Here is a 22,639-nt window from a genome sequence, read left to right as displayed (position 1 = left end):
CCCGATAACGCCGCGAGGTGTGGTTACGGACAGTGACGGTAAAGCTGTGGACGCCTAAGGTCAAGCTGATTGGAAAAAAGATGCTGAATCCGATCCGGTGTGCTCCTCCTCAAACGCCGTACTTGTCCGCTCCGGACAGTGAATCATCAGGGTTTCCCCTGCTTGTCACCGGATCCGGGCTTCTGGGGCGGGTTTCGGGGCAACATCATCACCGGGCACGGCGCTGCGCGTATGATCTTCGACGAGACGTCGCCGAGGAAGACCCGGCGCAACGGCCCCGTTTCGCTGGAGGCGCAGATCAGCATCGCCCCCTCGCAGTCGGTGCCGCCGAGCGCCGCGGCCACGTTCCGGCCCTCCAGCACCTCCACCTCCACCTGCACGCGCCGGTGCCCGCGCGCGGCCTCCTGGAGGTCGGCCGCGACCTTCTCCCGGAGCCGGTGGAGCATCTCCTCGGCCATCTTCGCCTGCCGCCCGCCGCTGACGACCAGAGTGATCAGGCGCAGCGGCAGGCCCATCTGCGTGGCGATCGTGACGGCCTGCCGCACCGCCTCGTCGGAGGCGGGATCGCGCCGGTAGGCCACGGTCAGCCGCCCGAGCTCGGGCGGGGGCTGCTCGCCGTACCCCTTGGGCGCCAGGGCCACGGGAACGGGGGAGGCGTGCAGGAGCTGGTCGGCGGTGCTGCCCAGGCGGATGCGGCCCCGGACGCCCCCGGGGGCCGAGCCGACGACCACCACGTCGGCCCTGATCCTGCCGGCGAGCTGCACCAGGCCGCGCCCGCTGCCCCGGTTGCCGTGCAGGACGTAGTCGATCGGCACGTCGCGCACCTCCGACAGCAGCCGCCGCGCCTGGGCGAGGGTCAGCTCGGCCTCCTCCAGCACGTACGCCCGCCATTCGGCGTCGATCTTGCCGGGGCCCGGGGTGGTCCAGGCGGGGGCGTGCACGTAGGCCACCGTCAGGCGGGCCCCGGTCTGCCTGGCCAGCGCCAGGGCCAGCATCAGCCCGTCCTTGCCGCGCGACTCGGGGACGAACCCGGAGAGGACATGCTCGATCTTCATCGGAGGCTCCGGTTGAGACGGGAGTGGCGGTAGCCGTACAGGAAGTAGGCCAGGAGGCCGACCAGCATCCAGAGCGCGAAGGCCAGCCAGGTGATCCCCGCCAGCCCGAGCATCACGATGACGCAGAAGATCACGCCGAGGATCGGGGTGATCGGGAAGAGCGGCGTCTTGAAGCTGCGGGGCAGGTCGGGACGGGTACGGCGGAGCACGAGCACGCCGACGTTGACGATGGCGAAGGCGAACAGGGTGCCGATGCTGGTGGCCTCGGCGAGCTGGCCCAGCGGGATGAACCCGGCGAGCACGGAGACGAACAGGGCCACGATGAGCGTGTTGGCCACCGGGACCTGGCGGCGCGGGTCCACCTTCTCGAAGATCCTCGGGATCAGGCCGTCGCGTGCCATCGCGAACAGGATGCGGGTCTGGCCGTACAGCACGGTGAGGACCACGCTGGCGATGGCGATGACCGCGCCGAAGGAGATGACGAGGCCCGGCCAGGTGGCGCCGGTGGCCCGGTCGGCGATCAGCGCCAGGCTGGCCTCGGTGCTCTCGGGGTCGAACTGCTGCCACGGCATGGCGCCGACGGCGGCCAGCGCCACCGCCACGTAGACGAGCGTGACGATGCCGAGCGAGAGCATGATCGCCAGGGGGAGGTCGCGCTTGGGGTTCTTCGCCTCCTCGCCGGCGGTCGAGGCCGCGTCGAAGCCGATGTAGGAGAAGAAGACCTGCGAGGCGGCGGCGGTGATGCCGGCGATGCCCAGCGGGGCGAAGGGCGTCAGGTTGCCCGTGCTGAAGGCGGTGAAGGCCACGACGCAGAAGAACACGAGCACCGCGATCTTGATCAACACGAAGATCGCGTTGGCGGTGGCGCTCTCGGAGGCGCCGCGCAGCAGCAGCCAGGTGGCGAGCAGGACGATCACGATGGCGGTGAGGTTGAACACGCCGCCCTGCTGGCCGGGGGAGTGGGTGATGGAGTCCGGCAGCTGCCAGCCGAACAGGTCCCGGAAGAAGTGGTTGAGGTATTCGCCCCAGCCGACCGCCACCGCCGCGACCGAGACGGCGTACTCCAGCATCAGGCACCAGCCGCACACCCACGCCACCAGCTCGCCCAGGGTGGCGTAGGCGTAGGAGTAGGACGAGCCCGAGACGGGGATCGTGCCGGCCAGCTCGGCGTAGGACAGGGCGGAGAACAGGGCGGTGATCGCCGCCAGTACGAAGGCGGCCACCACCGCGGGGCCCGCCTTGGGCACGGCCTGGCCGAGGATGACGAAGATGCCGGTGCCGAGCGTGGCGCCGACGCTGAAGAGGGTGAGCTGCCACAGGGTCATGGTCCGGCGCAGCTCGCCGCCCTCGCCGTGACCGCCCTCGGCGACGATCTCGTCGGCGGGTTTGGTGCGGAACAGCCGGTGCGCCACGGAAGCCATGTCTCGTTCTCCTTCGACTGGGCCTGTGTGGTGATGATCCGTCGTTGCGGGGGGACCGACCAGCCCCCGGCCGCCCTGCCGCGGGCCGGGCGCCCGATCAGAGTGTGCTGGCCAGCGGCCAGGTGGCGTTGGGGGTGACGATCGTGCCCGCCTTCCCCTCCAGGATCTGCTCGGCCTCGTCCAGTCTGCCGATCGCGGCCATGTCGCCGGTGGTCTCCACGAAGCGGCAGGCGGCCTCCACCTTCGGCCCCATCGAGCCGGCCGGGAACTCCTCGGCGCGTAGCTGGTAGGGGGTGGTGTGGGCGATCTCCTCCTGCCGCGGGGTGCCGAAGTGCCTGGCCACCCGCGGCACGTCGGTCAGCATCATGAAGACGTCCGCCTCCAGCGCCTCGGCGAGCACCGATCCGGTGAGGTCCTTGTCGATGACCGCCTCGACGCCCTGGAGCTGGCCCTTGTCGTTGCGGATGACCGGGACGCCGCCGCCGCCCGCGCAGATCGTCAGGATGTTGTCGCGGATCAGGCGGCGGATCAGCCGGGTCTCCACGACCCGCTGCGGGGCGGGGGAGGGGACGACCCTGCGCCAGTGGCGCCCGTCCTGCTTGACCGTCCAGCCGTACTCGCGGGCCAGCTTCTCGGCCTCGTCCTGGTCGTAGACCTCGCCGACGAACTTGGTCGGGTCCTCGAAGGCGGGGTCCACCGCGGAGACGAGCGTCTGGGTGACCAGCGCCGCGACCTGCCGGCCGGGCAGCGCGTTCTGCAGTGCCTGGAGCATCCAGTAGCCGATCATGCCCTGGGTCTCGGCGACGATCGTGTCGAGGGGGTAGGGCCTGGTCAGGTTGGGGTCCTGGGTGCTCTCCAGCGCCAGCACGCCCACCTGCGGGCCGTTCCCGTGCGTGATGATCAGCTCGTGCCGCTCGGCCAGCTTGGCCAGCGACGTGACCGACAGGCGCAGGTTCTCCTGCTGGGCGTCGGCGTCGGGTCTCTCACCGCGCCGCAGCAGCGCGTTGCCTCCGAGGGCCACCAGGACGCGCATCGGTCAATCTCCCAAGGTGGCCACCATGATGGCCTTGATGGTGTGGAGCCGGTTCTCGGCCTGGTCGAAGACGATCGAGCGCGGTGACTCGAAGACCTCCTCGGTGACCTCCAGCGCCTCCTGGCCGGTCTTCTCGAACAGGTCCTCGCCGACCTTGGTCTCCCGGTTGTGGAAGGCCGGCAGGCAGTGCATGAACCTCACCCCCGGGTTCCCGGTGGCCTTCACCGTCTCCGCGTTGACCTGGTACGGCATGAGCAGCTTGACGCGCTCGTCCCACACTTCCTTGGGCTCGCCCATGGACACCCACACGTCGGTGTAGAGGAAGTCCACGTCCTTGACGCCCTTGGCCACGTCGTCGGTGACGGTGACCGTGGCGCCGGTCCGCGCGGCGAGGTCCCTGGCCGGTTTGACGACGCTCTCCTCATCCGGCCAGAGCTCCCTGGGCGCCACCGTCCGCACGTCCATGCCGAGCATCGCGCCGGTGACCAGCAGCGAGTGGCCCATGTTGTTGCGGGCGTCGCCGAGGTAGGCGTAGGAGACGTCGTGCAGGGGCTTGTCGCTGTGCTCCTGCATGGTGAGCATGTCGGCGAGCATCTGCGTGGGGTGCCATTCGTCGGTGAGGCCGTTCCAGACGGGCACGCCCGAGTAGGCCGCGAGCTCCTCGACGTACGCCTGCCTGCTCCCGCGGTACTCGATGCCGTCGAACATCCGGCCCAGGACCCGCGCGGTGTCCTTCACCGACTCCTTGTGGCCCATCTGGGAGCCGCTCGGGTCGAGGTAGGTGACGTGGGCGCCCTGGTCGTGGGCGCCGACCTCGAAGGCGCACCGGGTGCGGGTGGAGGTCTTCTCGAAGATCAGCGCGATGTTCTTGCCGGTGAGCCTCGGGTTCTCGGTCCTGGCATACTTGGCGGACTTGAGGTCGGCCGACAGCCTGATCAGGAACCTGAACTCGTCGGGTGTGAAGTCGAGCTCCTTCAGGAAGCTGCGGTTGCGCAGGTTGAGTGCCATCGGTGTCCCCCGTAGTGTCCCCCGTGACGATGAAGCGGGTCAGATTCCGTCGCGTTCGAGCGGGCAGCTCATGCAGCGCGGGCCGCCCCGGCCCCGGCCGAGCTCGCTGCCCGCGGTGGTGATCACTTCGATGCCGTTGTCGCGCAGGTAGTTGTTGGTGGTGGTGTTGCGCTCGTAGGCGACGACGACGCCGGGTTCGACGGCCAGGACGTTGCAGCCGTCGTCCCACTGCTCCCGCTCGGCGGCGTAGACGTCCTGGGTGGGGGTGAGGACCTTGATGTCGTCCAGGCCGAGGGCGCGGGCGATGGCCTTGTGCATGTCCTCGGCGGGGTGATCGGTGATCTTGAGTTCCTTCTCGGTGTCGCCGGGCTCGACGGTGTAGGAGGGCAGCATGCCCAGGCCGGCGTATTTGGTGAACACGCCGACGTCCACGTTCGTCATCACGGTGTCCAGGTGCATGAACGCCCGGGCCTTCGGCATGTTCAGCGCGACGATCTTCTTGGCCGACCCCCGGGCGAACAGGCTCCGCGCGAGCATCTCCACCGCCTGGGGCTGGGTGCGCTCGCTCATCCCGACGAGCACCGCGTCGCGGCCGATGACGAGCACGTCGCCGCCCTCGATGGTGGCCGGCGCCGCCGCCAGGCCGGGCATCCAGACGTTGTAGCCGTCCGGTCCGGGCCTGTCGTAGCCGGAGGCGAACATCGGGTGGTAGCGGTAGACGGCCTCGTAGTTCACGGTCTCGTGCTGGCGGGCCTTCTTCTTCATGGCGTTGACGGAGACGCCGTCGTAGATCCAGCACGAGGTGTCGCGGGTGAACATGTGGTTGGGCAGCGGCGGCAGGATGAAGTCGTCGTACTCCAGGGTGTGGAAGGCCAGCCCCTTGGGGTCGGTGCCCCGCTCCAGCAGCTCGCGTTTGGTGATGCCCCCGGTGAGGTACAGCTGGAGCGTCGCGGCGTCCATCGCGTCGAGGGCGTTGCGGAGGGCGTCGACGGCCATCGGCCCGAAGTAGCGCTCGTCGACGACGCTGTCCAGGATGTGCTTGCGGGCGTCGGGGATGTCGATCGTCTCGCGCAGCAGGTCGGCCAGCATGTGGACGGTGACGCCGCGCTCGCGCAGCACCTGCTGGAACTGCTCGTGCTCCTCCAGCGCGCGTTGCACCCACAGCACGTCGTCGAAGAGGAAGTCGTCCTTGTTGGTGGGGGTGAGGCGCTTGAGCGCCAGTTCGGGCTTGTGCAGCAGGACCTGGTGGAGCCTGCCCACCTCGGAGCCGACATGAAAGGTCATCTCTCGTCTCCTTCGCCGTCCGTCGTTGTCAGCGGGGCTGTCCGGACGGCGCCGTCCGGGTCCCGCTCCTGGGGCCGTATTCGCCGCGTTTCGCCTTGGTCCAGATGTAGATCGGGATGCCCACGAGCAGCATCAGGAAGCCGGTGAAGACCGCTTCCATGCCGGCGCCGTACGTCATCCAGAAGGCGAACAGGATGGCCACGGAGGTGATGGCCAGGTCGCGGCCCAGGCGCGCTCCGCTGGTCTTCCTGGCCCCGGTGACCAGCCAGAACAGCTGGGCGCACGCGGAGAAGAAGTAGGGGATGACCGTGGTGAAGGTCGCGATCAGCAGGATCTTGTTGAAGCCCTCGGTGGTGCCGAAGTAGTTGTAGACCGCCACCAGCGAGGTCAGCGCGGTGCCCAGGACGATGCCCACCCACGGGGCGCCGCGGCGGTTCTCCCGGGCGAACGCCCGCGGGAACAGGCCGTCCCTGGCCGCGGCCATCGGCATCTCGGCCACGAGCATGGTCCAGCCGTTGATCGCGCCGATGCCGGAGATCACCGCGCAGGCCGCCATGATGCCGCCCCCGACGCTGCCGCCGAACATGTTGTTGATCGCGTCGGCGAACGGGGCGGGGGAGTCGACCAGCGCGTCGTGCGGGACGGTGCCGAAGATGGCGACGGTGCTGAGCATGTACATCGCGGCGCAGATCAGCACGCCGTAGACGCTGGCCCTGCCGATGTTGCGGGCCGGGTCCTTGATCTTCTCGGCCACGATGGTGACGCTCTCGACGCCGGAGTAGATGAACAGCGCGAGCGCGCCCGCGGTGGACAGGGCGCCGATCCAGTTGCCGGTGGTGGCGTTGAGCGGGCCGAAGTTGGCGCCCCGGACGAAGAACAGGCCGACCACGGAGACGAAGATCAGGGGGATGAATTTCAGCACCGTGGTGATCAGGGTGAACGCGCCGATGTTCCGCACGCCGCTCAGGTTGATCAGCGCCGGGATCCACAGGGCGACCAGCGCCAGCGCGATCTGGGCGGCGGGGGAGTCCCAGTGCAGGAAGTAGTTGGCGTAGTTGACCCAGACGACGGCGATCGCGGCGTTGCCGATCCAGGCGGTCAGCCAGAACGACCAGGCGTTCCAGAAGCCCGGGAACTCGCCGAAGGCGTCCTTGGCGTAGGCGTACGGCCCGCCTCCCGCGGGCACCCGCGCGCCGAGCCTGCCGAACACGACGGCGAGCGCGACGGCGCCGATCGACACCAGGGCCATCGACAGGATGCTGACGGTGCCGTAGGCGGCCAGGGAGGCGGGCAGCAGGAACACCCCCGTGCCCACGATGTTGCCGACGACGAGTGAGGTCGCCGCGGGGAGACCGAGTCTGCCGTGTTCGGCCGCTATCGCCTCGGCCGCCTCGTCACGGAGCACTCCCTCCTCGGCGGTGATCCGTCCTCGCGGACGCTCGCCAGAAGATTCCCCCATTTCGCGCCCCCCGGCACATATCCTCCGTATCGTCACATTTAGTGGCAATACCCAATGAGGTCCCCAGGGGTGGAGGGGATGAAACGCGTGCTACCAGGGCGGACGGCGCCCCGCCCCGGCGGGCCCGGACACGTTCCGTGAGGGCAGATCCGCTCCGGGGACGGCCCCCGGAGCGGCGCGCGCCCGCCTCAGCCGCGGGTCAGCGCGGTGGGGGCGGGACCCGGGTCGGCGCCGGTGCCCGAGATCGGGGGGAGCACCACGGCCATGATCGCCATGAGCGCGGCCAGCAGGACGACGGGGAGCAGGACGCCGGAGAACGGGCGGCGGCGGGCCGGCAGGGCCTCCGCGGTGATCAGGCCGGTGGCGAAGGACGACAGGGACTCCGCCAGGTCCGGATCCTCCGCGTAGAGCCGGTCGGCGATTCCGTCGAGGGTGCGCTTCTCGCGAGTGGACAGGCCCATGTTCTCGATCCCCCGGTGGCTGACGATGACGCGAAGGATTTTAATGGCATTTTGTCCGGTTTTGCCAAGCCGGTGAGGTAGATCTTCACCCCCGTGCCCTGGCCCTGGCCCTCCGGCCGCGCCCCGGCTACTCCTCGCCGCCCGGCCGCGACAGCGCCTCCGCGCCGCTCACGATCTCGGTGAGCTCGGTGGTGATCTCGGCCTGGCGCGCGGAGTTGGCCCGGCGGGTGAGCGCGCCGATCAGCTCGTGGGCGTTCTCGGTGGCCGACATCATCGCCTGCCGGCGGGCGGCGTGCTCGGCGGCGCTGGACTCCAGCAGCATGCTCCAGATCCGGCCCCGGACGTACTGCCTCAGCAGCGGGTCGAGCACGGCCCCCGCGGCCGGCTCGAACTCGTACGGCGGCAGGGGCCTGGGGGCCGAGCCCTCGGCGCCGCCGCCGATCTCCATCTCCTCCAGCTCCAGGGGCAGGATCCGGCGCACCCGGGTCCGCTGGGTCAGCATGGAGACGAACTCGGTGAACACGACGTGCACCTCGCCCACCCCGCCGTCCCGGGTGGGCCTGTCGAAGGCCTCCACCAGCGTCTGGCCGATCTCGGCGGCGACGTCGTAGGAGGGGTGGTCCGACAGCCCGACCCAGTCCCGCTCGCTGCGCCGGTGCCGGAAGCGGTAGAAGTCCACCGCCTTGCGGCCCGCGAGGTAGAACACCGGCTCCTTGCCCTGCCCGCTCAGGAGCGCCGCCAGCGCGTCCCCCTGGCGCAGCACGTTGTTGTTGAAGCCGCCGCAGAAACCCCGGTCGCTGCTCATCAGCAGCACCGCCACGCGCGAGGTGTCGGGCCTGCGGTTGAGCAGCGCGTGGTCCAGATGGATGTCGTGGCTGACGAGGATGGAGGCCGCCCTGGTGATCTCCATGGCGTACGGCCTGGCGGAGTCGAGGCGCTGGCGGGCCTTGGGGATCCGGGAGGAGGCGATGAGCTCCTGGGCCCGAGTGATCTTGGCCGTCGACGTGATGGAGCGGATGCGTGCGCGGATCGCGCGGAGCTCGGCGCCCATGCTGCCTCCCCGGGGTCTGCTGCCGGCCGGGATGCCGTCACGATGGGCCCTCCCCCCGGCGGTCCGCGGCACGGCCGGCGGGGCGAGAGTTTGCCAATTAATGATGCGTGTGTACCTCTGGAGGTCTTATGTAGGCTTATGTCAACGTTTGCCCCCGTTAGGGGATCAAGGGGGCGATTCCGAGTCATCGCCGCACGGCTGCTAACGTGAGGTCGCTGACTTCCTTTAAGACCCGTCCCGTGAGGCGGGAAAGGTGGTGTTTCTTTTGGCTGACGCCATTTCGCATGCCCACGGCAGCGCACGCGCGGTCCTCGAAGGACCCGACATCAACCGCGCGCTGATCCGCATCTCCCACGAGATCCTCGAGCGCACCAAGGGTGCCGAGGACATCGTCCTGCTCGGGATCCCCACGCGGGGTGTCCACCTGGCCCGGCGCCTGGCCGCCTGCATCAAGCAGTTCGAGGGCCGCTCGGTGCCCGTCGGATCCCTCGACGTGACGATGTACCGCGACGACCTGCGCCTGCGCCCGGCCCGCGCGCTGGGCCGCACCGAGCTGCCGGCCGACGGCATAGACGGCAGGATCGTCGTCCTCGTCGACGACGTCCTCTACTCCGGCCGCACCGTCCGCTCCGCGCTCGACGCGCTCAACGACCTGGGCCGCCCGCAGGCCGTCCAGCTCGCCGCCCTGGTGGACCGGGGCCACCGGGAGCTGCCCATCCGCGCCGACTACGTGGGCAAGAACCTCCCGACCTCCAAGTCCGAGATCGTCAAGGTCTACCTGGAGGAGAACGACGGCCGCGACGCGGTCCTGCTGCTGAAGGAGGACGACAAGTGAAGCGGCACCTGATCTCGGCGGCCGACCTGAGCCGTGACGACGCCCTGCTCATCCTCGACACCGCCGACGAGCTGGCGAAGATCTCCGAGCGGTCCATCAAGAAGCTGCCGACCCTGCGCGGCCGTACCGTGGTCAACCTCTTCTTCGAGGACTCCACCCGGACCAGGATCTCCTTCGAGGCCGCGGCCAAGCGCCTGTCGGCCGACGTCATCAACTTCTCCGCCAAGGGCTCCAGCGTCTCCAAGGGCGAGTCGCTCAAGGACACCGCGCTCACCCTGGAGGCGATGGGCGCCGACGCCGTCGTCATCCGGCACGGCGCCTCCGGCGCACCGCACCGCCTGGCCGGCTGGGTGCGCGGCAGCGTCGTCAACGCCGGCGACGGCACCCACGAGCACCCCACCCAGGCCCTGCTCGACGCCTTCACCATGCGCCGCCGCCTGGGCCCGCTGGAGGGCAGGAAGGTCACCATCGTCGGCGACGTGCTGCACAGCCGGGTGGCCCGCTCCAACGTGCTGCTGCTGAACACGCTCGGCGCCGAGGTGACCCTGGTCGCCCCGCCCACCCTGCTCCCGGTGACCGTGGACTCCTGGCCGTGCGAGGTCTCCTACGACCTCGACGCCGTGCTGCCCAAGTCGGACGTGGTGATGATGCTGCGCGTGCAGCGCGAGCGGATGAACGCCGCCTTCTTCCCCACCGAGCGCGAATACAGCCGCCGCTACGGCCTCGACCGCGACCGCGTCGCCAAGATGCACGACGACGCCATCGTGATGCACCCCGGCCCGATGAACCGGGGAATGGAGATCGCGGCCGAGGTGGCCGACTCTCCGCGCTCGACGATCGTCGAGCAGGTCGCCAACGGCGTGACCACTCGCATGGCCGTCCTTTACCTGCTGCTTGGCGGCGCCGACCTCGGGGGAGAGATCCAGTGACCACCATCGTCATCAAGGGCGCGAAGATCCTCGGCGGCGAGCCGGCCGACATCCTGATCCGCGACGGCGTCGTGGCGGAGGTCGGCCAGGGGCTGAGCGGCGACGAGACGGTCGACGCCCGGGGCCTCATCGCCCTGCCCGGCCTGGTCGACCTCCACACCCACCTGCGCGAGCCCGGCCGCGAGGACGCCGAGACCGTCGAGACCGGCACCCGGGCCGCCGCCCTGGGCGGCTACACCGCGGTGCACGCCATGGCCAACACCGACCCGGTCGCCGATACCGCCGGCGTCGTCGAGCAGGTCTGGCGCCTGGGCCAGGAGGCCGGCCACTGCGACGTGCGGCCGGTCGGCGCCGTCACCGTCGGTCTGCAGGGCGAGCGGCTGGCCGAGCTCGGCGCGATGGCCGACTCCGCCGCGCGGGTCCGCGTCTTCTCCGACGACGGCAAGTGCGTCTCCGACGCGGTGCTCATGCGCCGCGCGCTGGAGTACGTCAAGGCCTTCGACGGCGTGGTCGCCCAGCACGCCCAGGAGCCGCGCCTGACCAAGGACGCGCAGATGAACGAGGGCGCGGTCTCCGGCAGGCTCGGCCTGACCGGCTGGCCCGCGGTCGCCGAGGAGGCGATCATCGCCCGCGACTGCCTCCTCGCCGCGCACGTCGGCTCCCGCCTGCACGTCTGCCACCTGTCCACCGCGGGCTCCGTGGAGATCGTCCGCTGGGCCAAGTCGAAGGGCTGGAACGTCACCGCCGAGGTGACCCCGCACCACCTGCTCCTGACCGACGACTTCGTCGAGGACTCCCCGGTGGGCTCCTACAACCCGATCTACAAGGTCAACCCGCCGCTGCGCACCCGCGCGGACGTGCAGGCGCTGCGCGAGGCCCTGGCCGACGGCACGATCGACTGCGTCGCCACCGACCACGCCCCGCACCCGGTCGAGGACAAGGAGACCGAGTGGGCCGCCGCGGCCATGGGCATGATCGGCCTGGAGACGGCGCTGTCGGTGGTCCAGGAGGCGATGGTGGAGACCGGGCTGCTCGACTGGGCCGGCGTCGCCGAGCGCATGTCCCACGCCCCGGCCAGGATCGGCCGGCTCCAGGGCCACGGGCAGCCGATCGAGGCCGGCGCCCCGGCCAACATCACCCTCTACGACCCCGCCGTCCGCGCCGAGGTCGACCCGGCCGGCTACGCCTCCAAGAGCCGCAACACGCCGTACGAGGGCAGGACCCTCCCCGGCCGCGTCGTGGCCACCTTCCTGCGCGGCAGGCCGACCGTCCTGGACGGGAAGCTCGCGTGAGGACCCCCGCCCGCCGGGCGTGCCCGGCGGGCGTCCCACATCGTGGAGGCGCACTCCTCAAAGCGCCGGACATTTCATACTTTCTTTTGCGGAGCAATGACCGAGATGATCGGGGTGTTTGAGTGACCGCAGTGCTAGTTCTGGAAGACGGCCGTGTCTTCCACGGGGTCCCCTACGGCGCCGAGGGCGAGACCTTCGGCGAGATGGTCTTCAACACCGGGATGACCGGCTACCAGGAGACGCTCACCGACCCCTCCTACCACCGCCAGATCGTCGCGATGACCGCGCCGCACATCGGCAACACCGGGGTCAACGACGAGGACCCCGAGTCCTCGCGGGTCTGGGTCTCCGGCTACGTGGTCCGCGAGCCCGCGCGCGTCTCCTCCAACTGGCGCGCCAACCGTTCCCTCGACGACTACCTCAAGGAGCAGGGCGTCGTCGGCATCGCCATCGCCGGCACCCGCGCCCTCACCCGCCATCTGCGCGAGCGTGGCGCGATGCGCGCCGGGGTCTTCTCCGGCGCGTCCCTCGCCCCGGTGGAGGAGCTGCTGGAGCGCGTCCGGCGCAGCCCCGAGATGGAGGGCGCCGACCTGGCCGGCGAGGTCTCCACCGCGCAGCCGTACATCGTGCCGGCGGTCGGCGCCAAGCGCTTCACCGTGGCGGCCGTCGACCTCGGCATCAAGGCGATGACCCCGCACCGGATGGCCGAGCGCGGCTGCGAGGTGCACGTCCTGCCGGCCGACAGCACCGCCGCCGACATCCTCGCCCTGAACCCGGACGGGGTCTTCTTCTCCAACGGCCCCGGCGACCCCGCCACCGCCGACGGACCGGTCGAGGCGCTGCGCGGCGTCCTCGAGGCCGGCACGCCGTTCTTCGGCATCTGCTTCGGCAACCAGCTCTTCGGCCGGGCCCTGGGCCTGGGCACCTACAAGCTGCGCTACGGCCACCGCGGGGTCAACCAGCCGGTCCAGGACCGGCGTACCGGCAAGGTGGAGATCTCCGCGCACAACCACGGCTTCGCCGTGCAGGCCCCTCTGGAGGGGCGCTTCGAGACGCCGTACGGCCCGGCGGAGGTCAGCCACGTCAACCTCAACGACGACTGCGTCGAGGGACTGCGGCTGCTCGACCGCCCCGCCTTCAGCGTCCAGTACCACCCCGAGGCCGCGGCCGGCCCGCACGACTCCGCCGGCCTGTTCGACCAGTTCTGCGCGCTGATGGAAGCGGCGAGGGGACGGGCGGGCACGGTGGCCGGAGCGGGCGACGGGCCGGGCGTGACCACGGCGGGAGCCGCCACAGGACGGGCCGCGGGCCGGGAGCCGGGCGCCGAAACGGAGGGGAACAAGGATGCCTAAGCGCACGGACATCCAGTCGGTCATGGTGATCGGCTCCGGGCCGATCGTGATCGGGCAGGCCTGCGAGTTCGACTACTCGGGGACCCAGGCCTGCCGCGTGCTGCGCGCCGAGGGCTTCCGCGTGATCCTCGTCAACAGCAACCCGGCGACGATCATGACGGACCCCGAGTTCGCCGACGCCACCTACGTCGAGCCGATCACCCCGGACATCGTCGAGAAGATCATCGCCAAGGAGCGGCCCGACGCGCTGCTGCCCACCCTCGGCGGCCAGACCGCGCTGAACACCGCGATCGCCCTGCACGAGGCCGGCGTCCTGGCCAAATACGACGTCGAGCTGATCGGCGCCGACGTGGACGCCATCCAGGCGGGCGAGAACCGCGAGCTGTTCAAGGGCATCGTGGCCAAGGTCGCCGCCGAGCGCGGCCTCAACGCCGACTCGGCCCGCTCGTTCGTCTGCCACACCCTGGACGAGTGCCTGGCCGCCGCCGGCGAGCTGGGCTACCCCCTGGTGGTGCGCCCCTCCTTCACCATGGGCGGCGTCGGTTCCGGCTTCGCCCACGACGAGGAGGGCCTGCGGCGCATCGCCGGAGCCGGCCTCGACGCCTCGCCGACCACCGAGGTGCTCCTGGAGGAGTCCATCCTCGGCTGGAAGGAGTACGAGCTGGAGGTCATGCGCGACAAGGCCGACAACGTCGTCATCGTCTGCTCCATCGAGAACATCGACCCGATGGGCGTGCACACCGGCGACAGCGTCACCGTGGCCCCCGCCCTGACCCTCACCGACCGCGAATACCAGAACATGCGCGACGTCGCCATCGCGGTCATCCGCGAGGTCGGCGTCGACACCGGCGGCTGCAACATCCAGTTCGCCGTCGACCCGCGCACCGGCCGCATGGTCGTCATCGAGATGAACCCGCGCGTCTCCCGCTCCAGCGCCCTGGCCTCCAAGGCCACCGGCTTCCCGATCGCCAAGATCGCCGCCAAGCTGGCCATCGGCTACACCCTGGACGAGATCCCCAACGACATCACCAAGGAGACCCCGGCGTCGTTCGAGCCCTCGCTCGACTACATCGTGGTCAAGGTGCCGCGCTTCGCCTTCGAGAAGTTCGCCGGGGCCGACCAGACCCTGACGACCCACATGAAGTCGGTCGGCGAGGCCATGGCCATCGGCCGATCCTTCCCCGAGGCCCTGCAGAAGGCGCTGCGCTCGCTGGAGAAGAAGGGCGCGGTCTTCACCTGGGCGGGCGAGCCGGGCGGCAAGGACGACCTCCTCGCGGCCTGCCGCACGCCGCACGACGGCCGCCTGTTCACCATGCAGCAGGCCATCCGCGCCGGGGCCACGTCCGCGGAGCTGTTCGAGGCCACCGCGGTGGACCCGTGGTTCCTGGACCAGCTGTTCGCCATCGACGAGGTCGCCGCCGAGCTGCGCCGGGCGCCCCAGCTCACCGCCGAGGTGCTGACCCAGGCCAAGCGGTACGGCTTCAGCGACGTGCAGATCGCCGAGCTGCGCGACATGACCGAGCCCCGGGTCCGGGACCTGCGCCACGCGCTGGGCGTCCGGCCGGTCTACAACACCGTCGACACCTGCGCCGCCGAGTTCGCCGCCCGCACGCCCTACCTCTACTCCACCTACGACGAGGAGACCGAGGTCCCCCACGGCGAGCGCCCCAAGGTCCTCATCCTCGGCTCGGGGCCGAACCGGATCGGCCAGGGCATCGAGTTCGACTACGCGTGCGTGCACGCCTCCTTCGAGCTGTCGGCGGCCGGATACGAGACCGTCATGGTCAACTGCAACCCGGAGACGGTCTCCACCGACTACGACACCTCCGACCGGCTCTACTTCGAGCCGCTCACCCTGGAGGACGTCCTGGAGGTCGTCCACGCCGAGCAGCAGACCGGCCCGGTCGCCGGCGTCATCGTCCAGCTCGGCGGCCAGACCCCGCTCGGCCTGGCCCAGGCGCTCAAGGACGCCGGCGTCCCGATCGTCGGCACCTCGCCGGAGTCGATCCACCTGGCCGAGGAGCGCGGCGCCTTCGGCCGCGTCCTGGCCGAGGCCGGCCTGCCCGCGCCCAAGCACGGCACCGCGGTGACCGTGGAGGAGGCCCTGGCGATCGCCGAGGAGATCGGCTACCCGGTCCTGGTCCGGCCCTCCTACGTCCTCGGCGGCGCCGGCATGGCCATCGTCTACGACGACGAGACGCTGAGCACCTACATGTCCAAGGCCGGCGCGGCCAGCGACCACCCGGTGCTGGTGGACAAGTTCCTCGACGAGGCCGTCGAGATCGACGTGGACGCGCTGTTCGACGGCGAGGAGCTCTACCTCGGCGGCGTGATGGAGCACATCGAGGAGGCCGGCATCCACTCCGGCGACTCGGCGTGCTCGCTGCCCCCGATGACGCTCGGCAGCCACGACATCAAGCGCATCCGCACCGCCACCGAGGCCATCGCCCGCGGCGTGGGCGTGCGCGGCCTGCTCAACGTGCAGTACGCCATGTCGGCCAACATCCTCTACGTGCTGGAGGCCAACCCGCGCGCCAGCCGTACGGTGCCGTTCGTCTCCAAGGCCACGGCGGTGCCGTTGGCCAAGGCGGCGGCGCGGGTGATGATGGGCGCCACGGTGGCCGAGCTGCGCGCCGAGGGCATGCTCCCGGCCGAGGGCGACGGCGGCACCATGCCGCTGGACGCGCCCATCGCGGTCAAGGAGGCGGTGCTGCCGTTCAACCGCTTCCGCGGCGTCGACACCGTGCTGGGCCCGGAGATGCGCTCCACCGGCGAGGTCATGGGCATCGACGAGTTCTTCGGCACGGCCTACGCCAAGTCGCAGGCCGCCGCCTACGGCTCGCTGCCGACCGGGGGACGGGCGTTCGTCTCGGTGGCCAACCGGGACAAACGCGCGATGATCTTCCCGGTCAAGGCGCTCGCCGACCTCGGGTTCGAGATTCTCGCCACCGAGGGGACCGCCGAGGTGCTGCGCCGCAACGGCGTCCATGCCAAGATCGTGCGCAAGCAGAGTGAAGGAACGGGCCCGGGAGGCGAGCCGACCATCGGCCGGCGCATCCTGGATGGTGAGGTGGATCTCATCGTGAACACGCCCTTCGGCAGCCCCGGCCAGTCCGGGCCGCGGCTGGACGGCTACGAGATCCGCACCGCGGCCGTGTTGCGGGGAATCCCCTGCATCACGACCGTCCAGGGGCTCGCCGCGGCGGTCCAGGGCATCCAGGCCGTCGTCCGCGACGACATCGGCGTACGGTCGCTCCAGGAGCACGCGGAGCGGCTGCGGGGACAGGCGAGTGCGGTGGGCGGCGAGGAATGAGCCGCCCGCGGAGCGGATGAGGGGCCGGGCGTGACCACAGGCACGGCGGTTACGGGACGGGCGAGTGTGGCGGACGGCGGACAATGAGCCGTCCGCGGAGCGAGTGAGGAGCCGGGCACGACCACAGGCACGGCGGTTGCGGGGCTGAGGCCCCGGCGGAGGTGAGGGAGACGCCTGTTACTCCGGTACAGGTGACGGGCACGGTGCTGACGACGCGCCGGGTCGACGCCTACCATGCGCTGACCGTGGTCGCGCCCGGCATCGCCGAGCGGTTCCGGCCCGGCCACTTCGTCGCGGTGGCCGTCGGCGGGGCGCAGACGTCGATGCTGACGCGCCGTGCCTTCTCCATCCACGACGTCAAGCCCGACTACAGCGGCACGGTGGAGTTCGTCTTCACCGTGCGCGGCCCCGGCACGGCGTGGCTGGCCGAGCGCCGCGCCCGTGACACGCTGGACCTGGTCGGGCCGCTCGGCCGGCCCTTCCCGCTGCCGCGCGACCCGGTGACCTGCGTCCTGGTCGGCGGCGAGTACGGCTCGGCGACGCTGTTCGCCGTGGCCGACGTGCTCCAGCAGCGCGGCTGCCGCGTCGACTTCGTGCTGGGCGCGGCCTCGGCCGACCGGGTCTTCGGCGCGCTGCGCGCCCGCAGGATGGGGGAGACGACCACGCTGACCACCGAGGACGGCTCCCTGGGCCTGCGCGGCCGGGTGACCGACGTGCTGCCCGGCGTGATCGCCGACGTCCGGGCCGACGTGGTCTACGCCTGCGGCCCCATGTCGATGCTGCGCGGCGTCACCGCCGTGGCGGTCGAGTTCGACATCCCGGTCCAGGTGGCCGTGGAGGAGCGGATGGCGTGCGGGGTGGGCGTCTGCATGACGTGCGTGCTGCCGGTCATCGGCGACGACGGCGTGACCCGGATGGTGCGCTCGTGCGTGGAGGGGCCGGTCTTCCGGGGCGAGCGCGTCCGGTTCGACGACGTGGGAACGATCCCGTTCGACGCGCTCGGAGCGCCCGGTGGGGGATCGCGGAATGCCGGTTGACATGCGGACCTACCTGGGGCACGTGGAGCTGGTCAACCCGATCACCACGGCCGCGGGATGCGCGGCGTCGGGCTCCGAGCTGGCCCAGTTCTTCGATCTGGGCCGGATCGGCGCGCTGACCACGCGGTCGATCACGATGGCCCCCAGAGCGGGCCGTCCGACCCCCAGGATGGCCGAGACGCCCTCGGGCATGCTCAACGCCATCGGCCTGCAGGGGCCGGGCGTAGACGCCTTCCTGGAGCGTGAGCTGCCCTGGCTGGCCCAGCGGAACGTCAGGACCGTGGTCTCCATCGGCGGCGGCACCGTGGCCGAATACACCGCGCTGGCCCGCCGGCTCACCGACGCCCCCGGGGTGAGCGCCGTGGAGGTCAACCTGTCCTGCCCCAACATCGAGGACCGGGGGCGGGTCTTCGCCCGCGACGGGGCCGCCTCGGCCGAGGTGATCGCCTCGGTGCGCTCGGTGATGCGCTACGACGTGCCCGTGGTGGCCAAGCTCTCCCCGGACGTGGTGGACGTCGTGAGCGTCGCCCGCGCCTGCGTGGACGGCGGCGCCGACGCGCTCTCGATGATCAACAACCCGCTCGGCATGAGCATCGACACCGAGGCCATGCGCCCGTCGCTGGCGGCGGTCACCGGCGGCCTGTCGGGACCGGCCATCCGGCCGCTGGCCGTACGCTGCGTGTGGCAGGTCCACGCCGCGCTGCCCAGCGTGCCCATCATCGGCATGGGCGGCGTGCTGACCGGCAGGGACGCCTTCGAGCTCATCCTCGCCGGGGCCTGCGTCGTCGCCGTCGGCACGGCGCTGTTCCACGACCCCTACGCCTGCCTGCGCATCCTGCGGGAGCTGGAGGAGCTCCTGGCGGCGCGGGGCTTCCACCGGCTGGCCGACGCGGTCGGGCTGGCCCATCGCCCGCCGGGGGCGTCCACCCGGCACCGGATAGATCTAGAGGAGAGTTCCCTGTGACGCCCGCACCCATCGCCGTCGCCCTGGACGCACCCGACCTGGAGACCGCGGCCCACTGGGCGAGCCTGGTGACGCCACACGTCAGCACGGTCAAGGTCGGACTCGAACTCTACCTCCGCTACGGCCCCGAGGTGATCGCCTCGGTGCGCGGCGCGAGCGGCGTGCAGATCTTCCTCGACCTGAAGCTCCACGACATCCCGAACACCGTCGCGGGCGCGGCCAGGGCGGTGGCGCGGCTCAAGCCCGCGATCCTGACCGTCCACGCGGCCGGTGGCCCCGCGATGATCGAGGCGGCGGTGGAGGCCCTGCCCAGCACCCAGATCGCGGCCGTGACGGTGCTCACGTCGCTCTCCGAGGCCGATCTGGAGCGGATCGGTCTGAGGGGTCCCTCCGACGACGCCGTGCGCCGTATGGCGGTCATGGCCGTCGGCGCGGGCGCCCAGGCCCTCGTCTGCTCGCCGCGTGAGGTCGCCACGGTGCGGGCAGAGGTCGGGCCGGACATCACCCTGATCACTCCCGGCGTCCGCCCCGTCGGCGCCGAGAGTCAGGATCAGGCAAGGGTAGCGACTCCCGAGCGGGCACTCGCCGACGGGGCCGATCTTCTGGTGATCGGCCGCCCGATCACCGGCTCGGCCGACCCGGGGGCGGCCGCCGCGGGGATCGCCGCGGCGCTGCGGCGCACCCTCGCCGCCAGCGGGCGCGCGGTGTGATCCACGTCGCTTGAAAACACGGCGGTGAGCGCAGTTTCGTCGACGCTCGGCTACTTTTCGGCTACACAAGGTGACGAAGTAGATTTTTCAAGGGAAGAAACTGGTCTTGACGTTGCTTGGAGCGTCATGACCAGCTAGTTTCCCATCCCGTCCGAGTACATCGACAGGAAATTCGAGGTGACCCGGCGTGGCTCTTCCTCCCCTTACCCCTGAGCAGCGCGCCGCAGCCCTAGAGAAGGCTGCCAAGGCCCGCCGAGAGCGTGCCGAGGTTAAGAACCGCCTGAAGCATGGCGCGATCTCTCTGGCTGAGGTGCTCAAAGACGGGCAGGCTGACGACGTCATCGGCAAGATGAAGGTCTCGGCTCTTCTGGAGTCGCTCCCCGGCGTGGGCAAGGTCCGCGCCAAGCAGCTGATGGAGCGGCTGGGCATCGCAGAGTCCCGCCGCGTGCGGGGTCTGGGCGCCAACCAGCGCGCTTCGCTCGAGCGTGAGTTCGGCGGTGCCGAGAGCTAGTCTCGGTTCAGTAAGAACACGCTCACCCGCATCCGCGGGAAAGGCATCACGGGGGGTTTGGAGTGACCGGAACGTCGTGGCCCGACGAGAGTCGGACCCCGGAGGCAACCGCTGAGAGCGGGTCCGGTGGCTTCACCTCCCCGGTCGCAGGTCCGGCGACGGCGCGAGCCTTCGCCGGACCGACCGGCAATCGCCTGACGGTCCTCTCGGGGCCGTCAGGCGTCGGCAAGTCCACGGTCGTCGCCGAGCTCCGGCGGGCACACCCCGAGGTGTGGCTGTCGGTCTCGGTGACCACCAGGAAGCCGCGGCCCGGGGAGACCCACGGAGTCGAATACTTCTTCGCCGACGACGACGAGTTCGACCGGCTGGCCGCCTCCGGCGAGCTGCTGGAGTGGGCCGAGTTCGCCGGCAACAGATACGGCACGCCGCGCGGTCCGGTGCTCGACAAGCTCGCCGCCGGAGTGCCCACCCTGCTGGAGATCGACCTCCAGGGCGCCCGCCAGGTCCGGGCCAGCATGCCCGAGGCGGTGCTGGTCTTCCTGGCCCCGCCGACCTGGGAGGAGCTGGAGAAGCGCCTGCGCGGCAGGGGCACCGAGCCCGAGGACGTCATCGCCCGCCGGCTGGCGGCGGGCCGGATCGAGATGGCGGCCGAGCAGGAGTTCGACCTGACTCTTGTGAACACGTCCGTCCAGGATGTATGTCATCGGCTGATAGCCTTACTGGCTGATGCTCCCGAGGCTTCGAGCCCCGGTCGTTCACCTAGCTAGGGGAAATCACAACGTGGCAACGAACGCCGCCTACTCCGAAGGCATCACCAACCCGTCGATCGACGCGCTGCTGGACATCGTCGACAGCAAGTACAGCCTCGTGATCTTCGGCTCGAAGCGCGCGCGCCAGATCAACGCCTACTACTCCCAGCTCGGCGAGGGCCTGCTGGAATACGTCGGCCCGCTCGTGGAGACCCACGCGCAGGAGAAGCCGCTGTCCATCGCGCTGCGCGAGGTCAGCGAGGGCCTGCTCACCTCCGAGCCGATCGAGGGCTAGTCCCACCGATGCGGACGCCTGGCGAGGGTGCGACGGCCGACCGGCCCGTACGGCGGGCGGAGCCGGGTGAGGGAGAGGGCCACCGTCCCGGGCCCGCCGATCCGGACGACCCGGCCCCCGGCCACCCGCCCGGAGCGGACGTCCCGGGCCGCAGGCCCTCCGTCGTCCTCGGTGTGAGCGCGGGCATCGCCGCCTACAAGGCGTGCGAGCTGCTCCGCCTCCTGACCGAGTCCGGTCACGACGTCCGGGTGGTCCCGACCAAGGAGGCGCTGCGCTTCGTCGGCGAGCCGACCTGGGCGGCCCTGTCCGGCAACCCGGTGGCGGCCGACGTCTGGGACTCCGTGCACGAGGTGCCCCACGTCCGGATCGGGCAGAACGCCGATCTGGTGGTGGTCGCCCCGGCCACCGCCGACGTGCTCGCCAAGGCCGCCCACGGGCTGGCCGGCGACCTGCTCACCAACACCCTGCTCACCGCGCGCTGCCCGGTGGTCTTCGCCCCGGCCATGCACACCGAGATGTGGGAGCACCCGGCGACCCGGGCCAACGTGGCCACGCTCCGCGAGCGCGGCGCGATCGTCATCGACCCCGCCGTGGGCCGCCTGACCGGCGCCGACACCGGCCGCGGCCGGCTGCCCGACCCCAAGGAGATCTTCGAGGTCTGCCGCCGGGTCCTGGCCGGGCGCCCCGCCGACCTGGCCGGCCGCCGTCTGGTGATCTCCGCCGGCGGCACCCGCGAGGCGCTCGACCCGGTCCGCTTCATCGGAAACCGCTCCTCGGGCCTGCAGGGCTACGCGCTGGCCCGCACGGCCGTCGCCCGCGGCGCCGAGGTCACCCTGGTCGCCGCGAACGTCGCCCTGCCCGATCCGGCCGGGGCCACGGTGGTCCGGGTGGAGTCGGCCGCCGAGCTGCGCGCCGCCGTGCTGGGGGCGATGGAGGACGCCGACGCCGTGGTCATGGCCGCCGCCGTCGCCGACTTCCGGCCCGCGGCGCAGAGCGGCTCGAAGATCAAGAAAACCTCGGCCGACCCCGACCCCATCTATCTGGTGAAAAATCCCGACATCCTCGCGGAGCTGGGCGCGCGCCGCCGCGAGGGGCTCAAACCATACCCGTCGGTGATCGTGGGGTTCGCGGCCGAGACCGACGACGTCCTGGCCAACGGGCGGGCCAAGCTGGCCCGCAAGGGCTGTGACCTGCTCGTCGTCAATCAGGTCGGCGACAACCTCGCCTTCGGCACGCCGGACAACGCGGCGGTGGTCCTGGCCGCCGACGGCGAGCCGGTGGAGATCCCGCGCGGCCCCAAGGAGGACCTCGCCGACGTGGTGTGGGATCTCGTCGCCCAGAGGCTTGCCTGATCCGCTTGCCGGAGATTCTCTGGCGGCGGATACTGCGTCCGGAGTGACCTGCGACGTTGCAGCATGAAGGGAATTGACCATGCCGGTCCCCGCCGCTGTCAGGGCCCGCTGCCGCGCCCTGCTCCCCCCTGGGGAGGACATGCGTTACATCCTGCCCGCGCTGTCGGTGGGCTCGCCGGGGATGGCGACCTTCCTGATCGTGGTCACCGACCGGTCGATCTCCGTGCTGTCCACCAAGTTCTTCGACCAGGACGCGCCGACCTCGGTCTACGCCACCCACGCGCGCCGGACGAGGCTGGGCCCGGTGGAGTTCTCCGCGGGCGCGGCCATCGAGCTCGGCGACATGGTGTTCGAGATCGACGAGGAGTACGCGGCGGTGGTGTGCGCCGCCGACGCCGAGGTCTTCGCGCCCGAGACGCTGCCGCCCGATCCGCTGCCCGACCTGTGACTCCGCGGCGCGCCCGGGCGCGCCGCGCCCGGACACGGCCCTGCCGGCCCGCGTCCGGGCGGTGGAGGACGGATCGGCCC

Annotated in this window: 21 protein-coding genes; 13 read left to right on the top strand and 8 right to left on the bottom strand. The window is 70.9% G+C overall.

Annotation, left to right across the window (positions count from 1 at the left end):
• Window positions 1-146 precede the first annotated feature (146 nt).
• The 8 genes from ACZ6R6_RS33725 to ACZ6R6_RS33690 all read right to left on the bottom strand — a co-directional run bounded on the left by ACZ6R6_RS33725 (window position 147) and on the right by ACZ6R6_RS33690 (window position 8,772).
• Window positions 147-1,055: a universal stress protein gene (locus ACZ6R6_RS33725; protein ID WP_470100248.1), complete on the bottom strand. Its 909-nt coding sequence runs from the start codon at window positions 1,053-1,055 to the stop codon at window positions 147-149.
• Complete coding sequence (locus ACZ6R6_RS33720) at window positions 1,052-2,476, bottom strand: amino acid permease (RefSeq protein WP_470100246.1); 1,425 nt, start codon at window positions 2,474-2,476, stop codon at window positions 1,052-1,054. The genes ACZ6R6_RS33725 and ACZ6R6_RS33720 overlap by 4 nt, the downstream gene beginning before the upstream one ends.
• Window positions 2,477-2,573: 97 nt before the next feature.
• Window positions 2,574-3,509 carry a carbamate kinase gene (arcC, locus tag ACZ6R6_RS33715; RefSeq protein ID WP_470100244.1) on the bottom strand — a complete coding sequence of 312 codons (936 nt, stop codon included), beginning with the start codon at window positions 3,507-3,509 and terminating at the stop codon, window positions 2,574-2,576.
• Window positions 3,510-3,512: 3 nt separating this feature from the next.
• Window positions 3,513-4,517, bottom strand: coding sequence for an ornithine carbamoyltransferase (argF, locus tag ACZ6R6_RS33710; protein ID WP_470100242.1), 1,005 nt, complete (start codon window positions 4,515-4,517; stop codon window positions 3,513-3,515).
• Between the two features lie 39 nt (window positions 4,518-4,556).
• The gene (locus tag ACZ6R6_RS33705; protein ID WP_470100240.1) at window positions 4,557-5,801 is read right to left on the bottom strand and encodes an arginine deiminase; all 1,245 of its coding nucleotides are present in this window, start codon (window positions 5,799-5,801) and stop codon (window positions 4,557-4,559) included.
• 28 nt (window positions 5,802-5,829) lie between these two features.
• The gene (locus tag ACZ6R6_RS33700) at window positions 5,830-7,260 is read right to left on the bottom strand and encodes an amino acid permease (RefSeq protein ID WP_470100238.1); all 1,431 of its coding nucleotides are present in this window, start codon (window positions 7,258-7,260) and stop codon (window positions 5,830-5,832) included.
• Window positions 7,261-7,448: 188 nt separating this feature from the next.
• Complete coding sequence (locus tag ACZ6R6_RS33695) at window positions 7,449-7,721, bottom strand: DUF3040 domain-containing protein (RefSeq protein WP_470100237.1); 273 nt, start codon at window positions 7,719-7,721, stop codon at window positions 7,449-7,451.
• 127 nt (window positions 7,722-7,848) lie between these two features.
• Window positions 7,849-8,772, bottom strand: coding sequence for a F0F1 ATP synthase subunit gamma (locus ACZ6R6_RS33690; protein ID WP_470100235.1), 924 nt, complete (start codon window positions 8,770-8,772; stop codon window positions 7,849-7,851).
• A 265-nt stretch (window positions 8,773-9,037) separates the two neighbouring features.
• Between ACZ6R6_RS33690 and pyrR the strand changes: the two genes are divergently transcribed.
• From pyrR to ACZ6R6_RS33625, 13 genes are all read left to right on the top strand, one after another.
• A complete protein-coding gene (gene pyrR, locus ACZ6R6_RS33685; RefSeq protein ID WP_306857687.1) occupies window positions 9,038-9,607 on the top strand; it encodes a bifunctional pyr operon transcriptional regulator/uracil phosphoribosyltransferase PyrR in 570 nt (189 codons plus the stop codon).
• Window positions 9,604-10,536, top strand: coding sequence for an aspartate carbamoyltransferase catalytic subunit (locus tag ACZ6R6_RS33680; RefSeq protein ID WP_306857688.1), 933 nt, complete (start codon window positions 9,604-9,606; stop codon window positions 10,534-10,536). The genes pyrR and ACZ6R6_RS33680 overlap by 4 nt, the downstream gene beginning before the upstream one ends.
• Complete coding sequence (locus ACZ6R6_RS33675) at window positions 10,533-11,828, top strand: dihydroorotase (protein ID WP_470100232.1); 1,296 nt, start codon at window positions 10,533-10,535, stop codon at window positions 11,826-11,828. Before ACZ6R6_RS33680 ends, ACZ6R6_RS33675 begins: the two co-directional genes overlap by 4 nt.
• Window positions 11,829-11,950: 122 nt before the next feature.
• Window positions 11,951-13,180 carry a glutamine-hydrolyzing carbamoyl-phosphate synthase small subunit gene (gene carA, locus ACZ6R6_RS33670; protein WP_470100230.1) on the top strand — a complete coding sequence of 410 codons (1,230 nt, stop codon included), beginning with the start codon at window positions 11,951-11,953 and terminating at the stop codon, window positions 13,178-13,180.
• Complete coding sequence (gene carB, locus ACZ6R6_RS33665; protein ID WP_470100228.1) at window positions 13,173-16,493, top strand: carbamoyl-phosphate synthase large subunit; 3,321 nt, start codon at window positions 13,173-13,175, stop codon at window positions 16,491-16,493. The genes carA and carB overlap by 8 nt, the downstream gene beginning before the upstream one ends.
• A gap of 161 nt (window positions 16,494-16,654) precedes the next feature.
• Entirely contained in the window at window positions 16,655-17,530 is an 876-nt protein-coding gene (locus ACZ6R6_RS33660; RefSeq protein WP_470100226.1) for a dihydroorotate dehydrogenase electron transfer subunit, read from the top strand.
• Window positions 17,520-18,494, top strand: coding sequence for a dihydroorotate dehydrogenase (locus ACZ6R6_RS33655; protein ID WP_306857693.1), 975 nt, complete (start codon window positions 17,520-17,522; stop codon window positions 18,492-18,494). The genes ACZ6R6_RS33660 and ACZ6R6_RS33655 overlap by 11 nt, the downstream gene beginning before the upstream one ends.
• The gene (gene pyrF, locus ACZ6R6_RS33650) at window positions 18,491-19,204 is read left to right on the top strand and encodes an orotidine-5'-phosphate decarboxylase (RefSeq protein ID WP_470100224.1); all 714 of its coding nucleotides are present in this window, start codon (window positions 18,491-18,493) and stop codon (window positions 19,202-19,204) included. Before ACZ6R6_RS33655 ends, pyrF begins: the two co-directional genes overlap by 4 nt.
• Before the next feature lie 187 nt (window positions 19,205-19,391).
• On the top strand, window positions 19,392-19,715 hold the full coding sequence (gene mihF / locus ACZ6R6_RS33645; protein ID WP_012889515.1) for an integration host factor, actinobacterial type: 324 nt from the start codon (window positions 19,392-19,394) through the stop codon (window positions 19,713-19,715).
• Between the two features lie 194 nt (window positions 19,716-19,909).
• Entirely contained in the window at window positions 19,910-20,482 is a 573-nt protein-coding gene (gene gmk / locus ACZ6R6_RS33640) for a guanylate kinase (RefSeq protein ID WP_470100382.1), read from the top strand.
• A 13-nt stretch (window positions 20,483-20,495) separates the two neighbouring features.
• On the top strand, window positions 20,496-20,759 hold the full coding sequence (gene rpoZ / locus ACZ6R6_RS33635; RefSeq protein ID WP_012889517.1) for a DNA-directed RNA polymerase subunit omega: 264 nt from the start codon (window positions 20,496-20,498) through the stop codon (window positions 20,757-20,759).
• 8 nt (window positions 20,760-20,767) lie between these two features.
• Window positions 20,768-22,111 carry a bifunctional phosphopantothenoylcysteine decarboxylase/phosphopantothenate--cysteine ligase CoaBC gene (gene coaBC / locus ACZ6R6_RS33630; protein ID WP_470100221.1) on the top strand — a complete coding sequence of 448 codons (1,344 nt, stop codon included), beginning with the start codon at window positions 20,768-20,770 and terminating at the stop codon, window positions 22,109-22,111.
• A 139-nt stretch (window positions 22,112-22,250) separates the two neighbouring features.
• Window positions 22,251-22,559: a hypothetical protein gene (locus tag ACZ6R6_RS33625; protein ID WP_306857701.1), complete on the top strand. Its 309-nt coding sequence runs from the start codon at window positions 22,251-22,253 to the stop codon at window positions 22,557-22,559.
• Window positions 22,560-22,639: the final 80 nt, after the last annotated feature.

It is taken from the genome of Streptosporangium sp. NPDC048886, assembly GCF_055586905.1.
The sequence above is the reverse complement of the archived record's forward strand: the minus strand, read 5'-3'. Positions and strand labels throughout refer to the sequence as shown.